The 13,379-nt window shown below is 63.3% G+C and carries 14 protein-coding genes; 2 read left to right on the forward strand and 12 right to left on the reverse strand.

The features are described 5' to 3' along the window. Entirely contained in the window at positions 1-855 is an 855-nt protein-coding gene (locus tag NKH12_RS05640; protein WP_352952222.1) for a sugar phosphate isomerase/epimerase family protein, read from the forward strand. A 19-nt stretch (positions 856-874) separates the two neighbouring features. On the opposite strand, the gene phnE (NKH12_RS05645) is transcribed toward NKH12_RS05640, so the two are convergent. The 11 genes from phnE (NKH12_RS05645) to phnG form a co-directional block, all read right to left on the reverse strand. Continuing rightward, on the reverse strand, positions 875-2,419 hold the full coding sequence (gene phnE / locus NKH12_RS05645) for a phosphonate ABC transporter, permease protein PhnE (RefSeq protein ID WP_352952223.1): 1,545 nt from the start codon (positions 2,417-2,419) through the stop codon (positions 875-877). A gap of 4 nt (positions 2,420-2,423) precedes the next feature. Then, complete coding sequence (gene phnE, locus NKH12_RS05650) at positions 2,424-3,395, reverse strand: phosphonate ABC transporter, permease protein PhnE (RefSeq protein ID WP_352952224.1); 972 nt, start codon at positions 3,393-3,395, stop codon at positions 2,424-2,426. A gap of 73 nt (positions 3,396-3,468) precedes the next feature. Next, the gene (gene phnD, locus NKH12_RS05655; RefSeq protein WP_352952225.1) at positions 3,469-4,377 is read right to left on the reverse strand and encodes a phosphonate ABC transporter substrate-binding protein; all 909 of its coding nucleotides are present in this window, start codon (positions 4,375-4,377) and stop codon (positions 3,469-3,471) included. 142 nt (positions 4,378-4,519) lie between these two features. Further along, the gene (gene phnC, locus NKH12_RS05660; protein WP_352952226.1) at positions 4,520-5,377 is read right to left on the reverse strand and encodes a phosphonate ABC transporter ATP-binding protein; all 858 of its coding nucleotides are present in this window, start codon (positions 5,375-5,377) and stop codon (positions 4,520-4,522) included. Positions 5,378-5,507: 130 nt separating this feature from the next. Then, entirely contained in the window at positions 5,508-6,125 is a 618-nt protein-coding gene (locus NKH12_RS05665) for a DapH/DapD/GlmU-related protein (RefSeq protein WP_352952227.1), read from the reverse strand. Then, positions 6,122-6,829: a phosphonate C-P lyase system protein PhnL gene (gene phnL / locus NKH12_RS05670; RefSeq protein WP_352952228.1), complete on the reverse strand. Its 708-nt coding sequence runs from the start codon at positions 6,827-6,829 to the stop codon at positions 6,122-6,124. The genes NKH12_RS05665 and phnL overlap by 4 nt, the downstream gene beginning before the upstream one ends. 226 nt (positions 6,830-7,055) lie before the next feature. Further along, positions 7,056-7,832 (reverse strand): phosphonate C-P lyase system protein PhnK, encoded by a 777-nt coding sequence (gene phnK, locus NKH12_RS05675; RefSeq protein ID WP_352952229.1) that lies wholly within the window; start codon positions 7,830-7,832, stop codon positions 7,056-7,058. Beyond that, complete coding sequence (locus NKH12_RS05680) at positions 7,829-8,728, reverse strand: alpha-D-ribose 1-methylphosphonate 5-phosphate C-P-lyase PhnJ (protein WP_292516435.1); 900 nt, start codon at positions 8,726-8,728, stop codon at positions 7,829-7,831. The genes phnK and NKH12_RS05680 overlap by 4 nt, the downstream gene beginning before the upstream one ends. A 268-nt stretch (positions 8,729-8,996) precedes the next feature. Then, positions 8,997-10,109 carry a carbon-phosphorus lyase complex subunit gene (locus NKH12_RS05685; RefSeq protein WP_352952230.1) on the reverse strand — a complete coding sequence of 371 codons (1,113 nt, stop codon included), beginning with the start codon at positions 10,107-10,109 and terminating at the stop codon, positions 8,997-8,999. A 1-nt stretch (position 10,110) separates the two neighbouring features. Continuing rightward, positions 10,111-10,722, reverse strand: coding sequence for a phosphonate C-P lyase system protein PhnH (gene phnH, locus NKH12_RS05690; RefSeq protein WP_352952231.1), 612 nt, complete (start codon positions 10,720-10,722; stop codon positions 10,111-10,113). Continuing rightward, positions 10,722-11,183 (reverse strand): phosphonate C-P lyase system protein PhnG, encoded by a 462-nt coding sequence (gene phnG, locus NKH12_RS05695; RefSeq protein ID WP_352952232.1) that lies wholly within the window; start codon positions 11,181-11,183, stop codon positions 10,722-10,724. Before phnG ends, phnH begins: the two co-directional genes overlap by 1 nt. Before the next feature lie 122 nt (positions 11,184-11,305). Between phnG and phnF the strand changes: the two genes are divergently transcribed. After that, complete coding sequence (gene phnF, locus NKH12_RS05700) at positions 11,306-12,058, forward strand: phosphonate metabolism transcriptional regulator PhnF (RefSeq protein ID WP_352952233.1); 753 nt, start codon at positions 11,306-11,308, stop codon at positions 12,056-12,058. A 295-nt stretch (positions 12,059-12,353) separates the two neighbouring features. Here the strand turns inward: phnF and NKH12_RS05705 are convergent, their stop codons facing one another. Then, on the reverse strand, positions 12,354-13,370 hold the full coding sequence (locus NKH12_RS05705) for a zinc-binding alcohol dehydrogenase family protein (protein ID WP_352952234.1): 1,017 nt from the start codon (positions 13,368-13,370) through the stop codon (positions 12,354-12,356). Positions 13,371-13,379 lie beyond the last annotated feature (9 nt).

The raw sequence follows: 13,379 nt of genomic DNA on the forward strand, positions 1-13,379 counted from the left end.
ATGAAAATCGGCATGTGCATGTTTTTGTGGACGACGGCCGTGTCGAAGAAACACGAGCCGCTGCTCAGGGATATCAAGGCGACCGGCTTCGATGGCGTCGAGATACCGGTCTTTTCAGGCACCCCGGACGATTACAACAAGCTCGGCGCACTGCTCGATCGCATCGGACTGGAGCGCACGGCGGTTTCGGCAATGGGCGATCCGGCGATGAATTTGATCTCGGCCGATGGCGCAACGCGCAAGGCCGGCATCGACTATATGAAATGGGCGATCGACTGCACACAAGCGCTTGGCGCTAAAGCGTTGAGCGGCCCGCTGCATTCGACGCTCGGCGCCTTCTCCGGTAGCGGGCCGACGGCGGCCGAGAAAAAGCGCTCGGTCGCCTCGCAACGCGCCATCGGCGACTATGCCGGCAAGAAGAACGTCACCATCGGGCTGGAGGCGCTCAATCGCTTCGAATGCTATCTGCTCAACACGATGGACGATCTGTCGGAGCATATCGACGCAATAGACCGACCGCACATCAAGGCGATGTACGACACGTTCCACGCCAATATCGAGGAGGCCGACCCGATCGGCGCCTATACGCGCAACCGCAGGAATATCGTCCATATCCATATTTCGGAGAACGATCGCGGCGTGCCGGGGCGCGGCCATATTCCGTGGCAAGAGACGTTTTCGGCCATCCGCAAGAGCGGCTATGACGACTGGCTGACGATCGAGGCCTTCGGCCGCTCGCTGAAGGATTTGGCGGCGGCCACCAAGGTGTGGCGCGATTTTTCGGAAAGCCCGGAAGCCGTCTACCGCGACGGCTACAAACACATCAGGAGTGGTTGGACGAAGGCGGGTGCCTAGGCCGAGCCGAGCCTTCTTTTCAGGCGATCTGAGCTGCCGCCGAACGGGCGGAAACGCGCCGCTCATCGTTGCCGACACTCCCCATCAGTTTGCGGCGGAGATAGCTGGAGATGTTGTCGAAGATGAAGACGACGAGCAGAATCAGCAGAACCATGTAGAAAACATTGGCCCAATTGGTATTGGTGCGCATGGCCTCCCACAGTTTCAGGCCGATGCCGCCGGCGCCGACAGCACCTATGATCGTCGCTGACCGCGTGTTCGATTCCCAGAAATAGAGGGATTGGCTGAGGAATACCGGCAGAACCTGGGGCAGCACGCCGTAGCGCTGCACCATTGCCGGCGTGGCGCCAACCGAGCGGATGCCCTCGCGCTGCTTGTCGTCGATGTTCTCCAGCGCCTCGGAATAAAGTTTGCCCAGGGTTCCGGTGTCGGTGAAGAAGATAGCCGACATGCCGGCCAGCGGCCCCGGGCCGAAGCCGCGCGTGAAGAACAGCGCCCAGATCAGCATGTCGACCGAGCGCAGGAAATCGAAGAAGCGTTTTGTCACCTGGTTGGCTATCCGGCTCGGCGTGACGTTGCGCGCCGCCAGGAAGGCGAGCGGAAAGGCGACGATCGAGGCCAGCACCGTGCCGACAAAAGCCATGACGATGGTTTGCAGAAGTTTCAGCCAGACGTCGCCGTGCTGCCACTCGGCGTTGTTGAGGACGTTGTCCCAGGCGAGCGCTGCGTTTGAACGCGACGGGTCGATGCGTGCCCCGGAGACGATCAGTGAAGCGACCTCGCCGAACGGTTTTCCCCAGAATGGCGAATTCGTATCAAACACGAAATTGGCCCAACCGAAGAAACGTCTCCAGGCGACCACTTCGTCATTTTGCACCTCAGCGCGACCGCGAAATCCGAACGAAACATAGGCTGTCGAGCCCAGTCTGAGTTGCTCGATCCAGTCGGGCAGCGGTGTGCGCGGCGTTACAGAACTGTCCTTGGCAATATCGAAGATGACGCTTTCCGCGCCGCGCGTCACGGTGACGAGGTTTGGCGTGATGGCGATCCGGCCATTGCCAAGGGTGACGGTCGCCGCCACCACGGCGTTTTCGCGCATCGTTTCAGGCACAGCCGGAGCGGATTGGTCCGACGGCGCGGCCGGGTTCTCGGCGGTCGGCGCGCCGGGCGCCATGAACGAATCCTGCGACGATTTGTTGGTGGCGATCGCCGGTGCCGGCGCTGCCTCGACCCGCCGCTCGATGACGCCCATCTGCTTGGCCACCCAGTCGGGATTTGGATTGGATCCCAATTTGGAAAAGCGGGAGTAGTCGATCGTCAGATAGTTATCTTTGAACTCGATGTCGGGCCGGATTTCGTAAGACACCCAGTCGGCGAGATAAGCGCCGGCAAGGTTCCAGTTCGCCTTTTCGAGAACGCTGGCGACCGAGAAGAACCACGAGCAATAGAAGGTATAGAGAATGCACAGAAGGATGCCGATCGGGGTGGCGTAGCGCTTCCACAGCGAGCGCCGGAACGCGTCCGGGTGGCGAGCGGCGATGTCGTTGATGGCGTCAGCGTTCATCGCGTTACTCTCTGCCGTATGCGAACGCCTGCCGGCCGACCAGACGGTGTCTCAGCCATGCCGAAAACTGGTCGACGGCGACAATCGTGCAGAACAGCAGAAAGACGATGGCAATGGTCTTGGCCTCATGGCCTCGGCCGATCGAAAGACGCAGTGATTCGCCGATGCCGCCGGCGCCGACAGCGCCGAGAATGGTCGAAGCGCGCACATTGATTTCGAAGCGGAGCAGGAAATAGCTCATGAAGTTGGGCAGGACCTGAGGCACGATGCCGAACCACACCCGTTCGACCCAGTTGGCGCCAACGGCTCGCAAGCCTTCTTCAGGCTTCATGTCGGCATTCTCGACCGCTTCGAAGAACATTTTTCCGAGCGCGCCGACGGTGTGGATGCTGACCGCGAGGATCGCCGGAATCGGTCCGAGCGAGAAGACCGCCAGAAAGAAGCCGGCGATGACGATTTCCGGAAAGGCGCGGACAATCTCAAGGAAGCGGCGCGTGGCGAAACGGAGCCAGCGGCTGGCCGTGATATTGCCTGCAGCGAGGAAGCAGAGCAGGAATCCGAATGTGGAGCCCACCAGCGTCGAAAACAGGGCAATGTTCAGCGTCTCGATCATCCGGTAGAAATATTCCGGAACGTAGATGCTTTGGGTCAGGAAGACCCGGCCTTCGGGGTAGTCGAACTTGAGGCTGCCATCGTCATAGGGGGACGGCAGGTCGAACAGCGCTCGCACCGGGTCGAACCAGTCGCGCGGCTTCAATTCGGTGAAAAAATCGGCGATGTAGGGAAGGCGGTCGAAGAACTTTCCGGCGTTGGTTTCGTTGGCGAACCAGAGCGAGCCAGAGAGTGCAAGAAACAGGAAAGCCAGGCCACCGATCGTGTAAAGGCGCCGGCGAGCGGCGAGGTCGCGCCAGTGCCGCTCGACAGTGGCTCCCTCCGGTGAAAGCGCAGGCGCGCGGTAAACGTCGGTCGCATTCATCGATAGATTCCCGGCCCCTGATGGGGCAACGCCGCCGGCGGCACATGGCCCCGGCGGCGTTGTGACAGTTTGCTTACGAGCCGATTTTCGCCTTACGGGCGTCGATGATCGGCTGATAGAACTCCGGGGTGACCGGTGAATAGCCCTTGTAGTCGCCGCCCTGAATTGCCGAGAAACAGGCCGGATCGGTTTCCGGAAGCTTGCTCAAGAAATCGGTGATCTTCTGCCTGGCGCCGGCGTCGATCGACGTACGCACGACCAGCGGGCCGTTTGGGATCATCGGCGACTGCCACAATTCGACGAGGTCGTCCATTTTGAGCACGCCCTTGTCGACCATCTTGCGCAGATTGCCCGAGCTGTAGCCGTCCTTGAAGTCGCCGACGCCGGAGGCCCAGGTGGTGCCGGCATCGAACGTGCCTTTCAGAACTTCAAGGACAAGCTGTTCGTGGCCGCCGCCGAAACCGGTCGACGCGAAGTAGCTCTTCACATCCATGCCGATGTCCTTGGGCAGCGACGTGACCGGGATCAGGTAACCAGAAGTCGAATCGGGAGCGGCAAAACCGAGTTTCTTGCCCTTCATGTCGGCGAGCGTCTTGATGCCGGAATCAGCACGGGCAACCATGACCGAATGGTATCCGGTCGAACCGTCGGTCTGGACCGTCGTCAGGATCGGCTGAACCGCGTCCTTGTTTTCGAGATAGATCTTGGCATAGCCGGAGGCGCCCAGTTCGGCAAAGTCGAGCGTGCCGCCAAGCAGGCCCTGGATGACGCCGTCGTAGTCGGCGGCGGGGAACAGCGAAACTTTCTCGACACCGAGGACTTCCTTGATGTGGTCGGCGAAGCACTGGTAGTTGCGCAGACGGTCGGCTTCGTTCTCGCCGCCCAGAATGCCGACGCGGAACTCCTTCAGCTCCTGTGCATGGACCGCGCCCACCGCCATGGCGAGGATGGAAACGGCGCCGAAAAGTATCTTTCTGAACATTTCGTCTCTCCTGTTGGTTCCGGCGTCGCGCCGGCAGCGTTCGAATTTTGACAGCGCCCATGACGCGGGCTGGCGATCCAGGCGCTCTTTTGCCTGTCCATGACCTTCCGTATACCGGTATCCACTTGTCGGGATCATGGAGCTAGTAGCCAAGAAATGCAGGCTCGAGCGGTCCGGCGGATGCGGCGATTTTTTGCTTGATGGTGACGCTGGTCGAAGTGATGGCCTCGGAGATTTCGCCGCCATTGCTGTCGGCGCCATAGACCATGCGCACGGCCTCCCGGTTGAGCTCTTCGGGCGGGCCGTCGAACACCACCTTGCCGGCGGCCATGCCGATGATGCGCTTGCAATAGGTGCGCGCGGTGTCCAGCGTGTGCAGATTGGTGACGACGGTGAGGCCCTCGCGCAGATTGATGTCCTGCAGCGAATCCATCACCACCTTGGCGTTGAGCGGATCGAGCGAGGCGATCGGCTCGTCGGCGAGGATGACCTTCGGCTGCTGCATCATGGCGCGGGCAATCGCAACGCGCTGCTGCTGGCCGCCGGACAAGGTACCGGCCGGCTGCAGTGCCGTGCGGGCAATGTCGAGACGCTCGAGCGCGGCGATCGCCTCGGCCCGTTCCTCGCGGGAGAAGACGCCGAGTAGATTGACGACGGTCGAGCGGTGATTGAGCCGGCCGAGCAGCACGTTGGTCAGCACGTCGAGACGCGGCACCAGGTTGAACTGCTGGAAGATCATGGCGCAGTCGCGCTGCCAGCGCCTGAGCAGCGAACCGCGCAGGCCGGAGACTTCGGCGCCGTCAAAGAAAATCGACCCCTGGCTCGGATCGATGAGGCGGTTGATCATGCGCAAAAGCGTCGACTTGCCGGCGCCCGAACGGCCGATAATGCCGACCATCTGGCCGTGCGGGATCGAGATGTCGACGTTGCTGACGGCGGTGTTCCTGCCAAACCGGCGGGTGACGCCGCGGATTTCGAGCGTGGCTGAGGTTGCTGACATAGGCAAGTTCCAGTCCAGTCGCATTTCGAAGGTCGGTTAACCTTCGCTAGCGCAGCCGCATGAAACTGCGGTGTCGGATTGATGTCAGTTTTGTTACCGCCCACAGGCCAGAGACGGCGCGCCACCCCCTTCAGCCGCCGTACTTCTCCAGAAACGCTTCCGCCGAAAGCGCGCGAAAATCGCCCAGCGCGGCGCGCAGGCGGCCATGGTCCCAATCCCACCAGGCAAGTGCCTGATAGCGTTCCGCCGTGCGGTGGTCGAAGCGTTCGCGGATCGGCTTCGCCGGCACGCCGCCGACGATGGTGAAGGGCGCGACATCTTTCGATACTACGGCGCCGGCACCGACCGCCGCGCCGTCGCCCACGGTGACGCCAGGCAGGATGGTCGAGCCGTGGCCGAGCCAGGTGTCATGGCCGATGGTGACGCGTTTGGCGCGTCGCTGGGCGAAGAATTCGCTCTCGTGCTCGGCGTCGTCCCAATAGTCCGAGGCGCGATAGGTGAAATGGTGCAGCGTCGGCCGCCAGGTGGGATGATTGGTGGCGTTGATGCGCACATTGGCGGCGATGTTGGCGAATTTGCCGATCGTCGCGCACCAGACGCCGCAGTCCTGCATCATGTAGGAATAGTCGCCGAGCGTACTTTCGGAAACCCGGCAGCGGTCGGCGATCTCGGTCCAGCGGCCCAGCGTCGAGTTCTCGACTTCCGCCGTCTCGTGGACCAGCGGCGCTTCCGACAGTTTTCTGGTCATGCGGCGATTTTTCCGGCGGCAAAAGCGGTCACGTCGATGACGCGGTCGGCCACCGCCTCGCGCACGTCGTGGTCGTGGAAGATGCCAAGCAGGGCGACGCCTGCCGCCTTCTTGGCCGCGATCAGCGCAATCACCACGTCGCGGTTTCTGGCGTCGAGCGAAGCGGTCGGTTCGTCGAGCAGCAGGATCGGATGCTCGGTGATGAAGCCACGCGCGATATTGACGCGCTGCTGCTCGCCGCCTGAAAAGGTTGCCGGCGGCAGTGCCCAGAGCTTTTCCGGCAGGTTGAGCTGCGTCAGCAAGGCGCCCGCCTTGCCGCGCGCGACCTCACGGTCCCCGCCGCGCTCGACCAGCGGCTCGGCGACGACATCCAGCGCCGAGACGCGCGGCACGGTGCGCAGGAACTGGCTGACATAGCCGATCGTGAGCCGGCGCACGGCAAGCACCGTGCGCGGGCCGGCCGTCGCGAGATCGATGAGCCCGTCCTCATGCTGGACGATGATCTGGCCTTCGTCGACCGCATAGTTGCCGTAGAGCATCTTCAGGATCGAGCTCTTGCCGGCGCCGGAGGGGCCGCCGAGCACTGCACATTCGCCGCTCCTGATCGAGAACGATACGCCGGCGACGACAGGCAGTTTGATGCCGTCGCGCAGATGCATGGTGAAGCTCTTGGCGACATCGGAGACGACGAGGCGGGCGGGCATCAGTAGGTGCTCCATTCGCCATTCGTTTGCGGGCCAACACCCCCCTCTGGCCTGCCGGCCATCTCCCCCTCAAGGGGGGAGATTGGATGTCGCGCACGGTTTCGCCACTCTTCAAGGTTGCAGAACAAGCGAGACGGAGAGACAGCCGATCTCCCCCCTTGAGGGGGAGATGCCAAGTTTTGGCAAAGAGGGCAGGCCAGAGGGGGGTACGCCGGAACTATCATCGTCACACCTGCAACATCGAAGAAACAAGCAATTGCGTGTAGGGCGCGCGCGGATCGTCGAGCACGCGGTCGGTGAGGCCGCTTTCGACGACGCGGCCGTCCTTCATCACCATCATGCGTTGCGACAGCAGACGCGCCACTGCGAGGTCGTGGGTGACGACGATTGCCGCAAGGCCGAGATCGGTGACCAGGCCCCGCAGCAGGTCGAGCAGGCGCGCCTGCACCGAGACGTCGAGGCCGCCGGTCGGCTCGTCCAGGAACACCAGCCGCGGCCCGGTGACGAGGTTGCGGGCGATCTGCAGGCGCTGGCTCATGCCGCCGGAGAAGGCGCGCGGTTCGTCGTCGATGCGGTCCTCGTCGATCTCGACGCGCGACAGCCAGTCGACGGCGCAAGCGCGGATTTTTCCATAGTGGCGGTCGCCCACCGCCATCAGCCGCTCGCCGACATTGGCGCCGGCCGAAACCGTCATGCGCAGCCCGTCGGCGGGGTTCTGGTGGACGAAGCCCCAGTCGGTGCGCATCAGGAAACGGCGCTCGGCCTCGCTCATGCGGTAGAGCTCGCGGAACTGACCGTCGCGCATGCGGTAGCTGGCGGTGCCGGAACTCGGCAGCAATCTGGTCGAGAGGCAGTTGAGCAGCGTCGTCTTGCCGGACCCGGATTCGCCGACCACCGCCAGCACCTCGCCCGGCCACAGGTCGAAGGTGACGTTCTCGCAGCCGACGCGCGAGCCGTAGAATTTGGACAGCGCGCTGACGCGCAGCAGCGGTTCGTCGGTCATTGCGCCGGCTCCGTTTTTTCCAGGGCAAGAGGGGTTTCAGGCGCAAGGTGGCCGCGATGGCCCTGTTCGCGCCGCTTCTCGCAATGGTCGGTGTCGGAACACACGAACATGTGACCGCCATGGTCGTCGAGGATGACCTCGTCGAGATAGACGTTCTCGGCCGCGCATAGCGCGCAGGGCTGGTCGAAGGTCTGAACCTCGAACGGATGGTCCTCGAAATCGAGGCTGACCACGTCGGTGAAGGGCGGCAGTGCGTAGATGCGCTTTTCGCGGCCGGCGCCGAACAGTTGCAGAGCCGGCGAACGGTGCATCTTCGGATTGTCGAATTTCGGCGTCGGCGAGGGGTCCATCACGTAGCGACCCTCGACCTTGACCGGATAGGCGTAGGTGGTGGCGATGCGGCCATGCCTGGCGATGTCCTCGTAGAGCTTCACATGCATGAGGCCGTATTCCTCCAGCGCATGCATCTTGCGCGTTTCGGTCTCGCGCGGCTCGAGAAAGCGCAGCGGCTCGGGGATCGGCACCTGATAGACCAGCACCTGGCCTGATGTCAGCGGATGTTCGGGGATGCGGTGGCGGGTCTGGATGATGGTCGCCTTCGCCGTCTCGGTGGTGACGGCGACATTGGCGACCTTCTTGAAGAAGGCGCGGATCGAAACCGCATTGGTGGTATCGTCGGCGCCCTGGTCGATGACCTTCAGCACATCGTCCGGGCCGATGATCGAAGCCGTTACCTGGACGCCTCCGGTACCCCAGCCATAAGGCATCGGCATCTCGCGCGAGGCGAACGGCACCTGATAGCCGGGAATGGCGATACCCTTGAGGATCGCGCGGCGGATCATCCGCTTGGTCTGCTCGTCGAGATAGGCGAAGTTGTAAGTGGCGATGTCGGTCATGGCGATCGCTTCCGCTTTGTGCTACCGAATTGACTTCCAAGACGCGGAGAAAGGGCCAAACTCAGATGACCCCAACCGGATGGATGCACATCGGAATCCTGTTGCTGGTGTTCGTCGGCGTGGTTGCCTTTGTCCTTCGAAGAATGGTTCTTCCTTCGCCGAAGGAAGGCGCGAATGGCGAAACCGTTGGCGGCAGTAGCGGCTACGGCGGATCCGGAGGGGTGTAGCGGCCATTTCCACGAGATCATGGTGGTGGAGCTAACTGAAGTCATTCTGCGGCTTGCCTCTTCTCCTCGACCTTGCCGGCATTCTCGCGGGCGTCGTGCTCGGCCCGCATGCGGCGCACCAGGTCGAGCTCGGCCTGGAAATCGACATAGTGCGGCAGCTTCAGATGCTCGACGAAGCCGGTCGCCTGGACATTGTCGGAATGCGAGATGACGAACTCTTCGTCCTGGGCGGCGGCGACGACGTCCTCGCCGAATTCGGTTGCACGAAGAGCGCGGTCGCAGAGCGCCATGGCCATCGCCTTGCGCTCGCTCTGGCCGAAGACGAGGCCGTAGCCGCGGGTGAATTGCGGCGGCGCCTTGGCTGAGCCCTTGAACTGGTTGACCATCTGGCACTCGGTGACACGCACCGAGCCGAGCGGTACTGGGAATGGCAGCTCCGGCACCTCGAGTTCCAGCTCGACCTCGCCGATGCGAACCTCGCCGACAAAGGGATGGTTGCGCGCATAGCCGCGCTGGGTGGAGTAGCCGAGCGCCAGCAAAAAACCCTCATCGCCGCGTGACAGCGCCTGCAGGCGGATGTCGCGCGCCATCGGGAATTCCAGTGACTCGCGGGTGATGTCGCCGGGAACATGGTCCTGTGGCATGTCGCCATCAGGCTCGATGAGGCCTTCGCGGGCGAGGATGGCGGAGACGCGCGGCATGGCTTCCGCCTCGCTGGCGCGCTGCAGCGGCTCGGCGACATCGCCGCCCGCGGCGAGTTCGGGATCGAGCAGCCGGTGGGTGTAGTCGAAGGTCGGGCCGAGCAACTGACCGCCGGGAAGGTCCTTGTAGGTCGCCGAAACGCGCCGCTCGACCAGCATCGCGCCGGTGTCGATCGCCTTGGTGTAGCCGAAGCGCGGCAGCGTCGTGCGATAGGCGCGGACCAGGAAGATCGCCTCGATCATGTCGCCGCGCGCCTGAACGATGGCCAGTGCCGCCAATTCCCTGTCGTGGAGCGAGCCTTCGCTCATCACCCGATCGACGCCGAGCGCCAGTTGCTCGACGATCTGGTCGAGGCGAAGCGCCGGTACCGAGCGGTCGCCGCGCCGGCGGTCGGCGAGCAAGGAGTGGGCGTTGGCAATGGCGGCTTCACCGCCTTTTACCGCGACATACATATCACGCCTCCATCGTCTTGATACGCGTCGTGCGCGGCAGGCAGGCAATGCCGTCCGGGGTGGCGAGGACGATGTCGACGCCACGCGGAAAGCGCTGGTTGTTCTGCTTCCACTGTTCGACGAAATGGCGCGGCATCTGCGCCGGCGCGATGGTTGCAGTCTTTTCGATGCCGGGACCTTCGAGCAGCAGAGGGGTGCCTGAAACGAGATCGCTCACCTGCAGGATCAGCGTCGTGGAGCGGTCGGGATAGTCCTGGGTGCCTTGTGAAAAGCCGTCGAGCGCCATCATTTCGGCCGGCGTGGCAATCAGCGCGAAATGCGCATCGGCTGGCGTGTTGGCGAGTGGCGCGCCGGTGTGGAAGCCGAGCCAGGATTTCACCGCTGCTGGGGCCTGCAAAACGAGGTCGAGCCAGAGCGGTGTGTCGTTGTCGCACAGCGCCAGCGCGATGGCGCCTGCGATAGCCGACAGCGGCGCTGGCGGGCGGGCAAAGACCGGCAGGGGCTGCAGGGTGCCCGGCCGCGCCATCGCATCCATCACGGCGCGGAACACCGTCTGGGCGTCGAACACCGGATCGGCAAAGCCGCCCTCGATCGCTTGCGTTGCGATGTCCATCAGTCTTCTCCGCGTACCATGGTGAAGAAATCGACCTTCGTTGCCGCCGTCTCGGCGCACCGCCGTTCACGTGCGCTGGCCAGTGCGGCCTGCAGCGGCGCGATGAGTTTGGTCTCGACCTCGCGGCGCAGGGCAGGGTCCTGCCAGAGCGCGTCGGCGATCGCCGCCAGTTTTGCCTTCTGCTTGTCACGGCCCAGCGCATAGCAGTGGCCGACCTGTCCGGATGCGAGCCGGACGGTGGCGCGGGTGACCGTCGCCTCGCCAACGTTGAACGGCGCGCCGCCGCCGCCGATGCGGCCGCGCACGGTAACCAAGCCGGTTTCGGGGCCGCGCAGGAGTTCCGCCTCGGAAGGCAAGCCGGCTTCGTTCCAGAGCCGGACGATATCATCGCCGGTCGATTGCGCCAGCGTTGCCATAACGGTCTTGCGCTCGGCCTGATCGCGCGCTTCCTGTCCTCGCATGGTTAACATTCCCTTGCATCGAAAATTTATCTATTGATATAGACAACTATACAAATTATATCTATTTTCTAATGCGTGTCCATGACGTGTGCGTGACATGGACAAAAAGATTGGGGCGAGAAATGATCGGGCAGCAGATTGCCGGCAGTATAGAGCGGCGCAGCGGCGTCTCGCTGTGGCGGCAGATCGCCGACCAGATCCTGCATTCGATCGCCGTCGGCGACTTTGCCGAGAATGCCGCGTTGCCACCGGAAGTTGCACTGGCCGAGCGCTATGGCGTCAACCGCCATACGGTGCGCAGCGCCATCGCCGCACTGGTGCAGGATGGCGTGCTCAGGGCCGAACAGGGGCGCGGCACCTTCGTGCTGTCGCGCAAGCGCCTGTCCTATCCGATCGGCGCCCGCACCCGTTTTTCGGAAGGTTTGCAAGGGCAGGCGTCCGAGCGCCGCAGCGTGCTGCTCGAATCGGCGGTCGAGCCGGCCAGCCGGCGCGTCGCCGAAGGGCTGGGGCTTGCCAAGGGTTCCAGCGTCATCCGCCTCGAAACGCGCGGCGAAGCCGATGGGCAACCGGTCTCGCGTGCCACCGGCTGGTTTGATGCGGTACGCTTCGCCGGCATCGATGCCGCCATGGCCGAAACCGGATCGGTGACGGCGTCATTCCAGCGTTTCGGCATCGGTGACTATCTCAGACAGTCGACGGTGCTGTCGGCCCGCCACGCGGACGCCGCCGACCTTGCCGATCTCGATCTGCAGCCCGGCGCTATCGTGTTGGTCACGGTCGCCGTCAACGTTACCCCGGACGGCGAGCCGATCCAGTTCGCCGAAACGCGGTTTCCGGCGGAGCGTGTGGAGCTGAGGCTGTCGGTGAACGATTAGCCTTCAACGTCGTCATCCTTGGGCGAAGCAGGAGCGTAGCTCCGTCGCGAAGACCCAAGGATCCATGCCGTGACCTCGCGCGAAGAGTAAAGACGGCGCAAGACAGAGGTCGTTCTGTACTGCTGCAACGCTCGTATGTAACGGCATGGATCCTATGGTCCTCGCCGCGTCGCTTCGCTCCTTTGCTCCGCCATAGGATGACGAAGTGATGGATGTTTCGGCTAATCGCCAAGGCATGCGCTCTGCCAATCCTGCAATATCGCCCGCCGAATTTTTCATGCCAGACCGACATATATCATCCGACCTGGATGACGGCCTTGATCAGGCCGGATTTCTCATGCGCCCAGCGGGCGAGGTCGCGCGGCGTCTCGCCTAGCATCGTGCGGTGGGTGACGAGCTTTGCCAGCGGCACAGCACCGTCGCGGATCGAAGCGGCGACACGGTCGAAATCGGCGCGCAGCGCGTTGCGGCTGCCGATCAGCGTCATCTCCCGCTTGTGGAATTCGGGGTCGGAAAAGACGATGTCATCCTTGACCACGCTGACCAAAACGAGCGTCCCGCCATGCGCGACATGGGCGAAGGCCGACTGGACGGACTGGATGTTGCCGGTGGCATCGAAAACGACATCGAACCCTTCGCCGCCGGTCGCCTCCCGCACCAGATCGCTCGCAGACTGCTGCGAACCGTCGAGGGTCGCGAAGCCGAGTTCACTTGCAGCAAAACCCAGCCTCTCCGCACTCATGTCGAGCAGTGTCACGTCGAGACCGGCGATGCGGGCAAACAGTGCCGTGCCGAGCCCGATCGGCCCGGCGCCGATGACCAGCGTGCGTGCGCCGGGATCAGCCAGCGAACGCCGCACGGCATGTGCTCCGATCGCCAGGAATTCGACGGCGGCGGCATCCGCCAGTGACAGGCCGTTGGCCGGATAGAGATTTTGCGCCGGCACCAGGATCCGTTCGCACATGGCGCCGTCGCGGTGGACGCCGAGCACCTCGATCCTGACGCAGCAGTTCGGCTTGCCTTGCCGGCAGGCGACGCATTTGCCGCAAGCGAGATAGGGATTGATGATCACCGACTCGCCGATTGCGAGGTCGATACCTTCTCCAACCTCGATCACAGTGCCGGAAACCTCGTGGCCCATGATGCGGGGATAGGCGAGGAACGGATGCTTGCCCTCGAAGATGTGATAGTCGGTGCCGCAGATACCGACATGACTGACAGCAACCAATGCCCAGCCAGAGGGCGGAGTGCCTGGCGCCGGGCGGTCTTCCAGAACAAGCTCACCGGGCGAACGGCAGACGACGGCTTTCATGCTTTTATC

The sequence above is a fragment of the Mesorhizobium sp. M1322 genome (assembly GCF_040318085.1).
GTDB lineage: Bacteria > Pseudomonadota > Alphaproteobacteria > Rhizobiales > Rhizobiaceae > Mesorhizobium.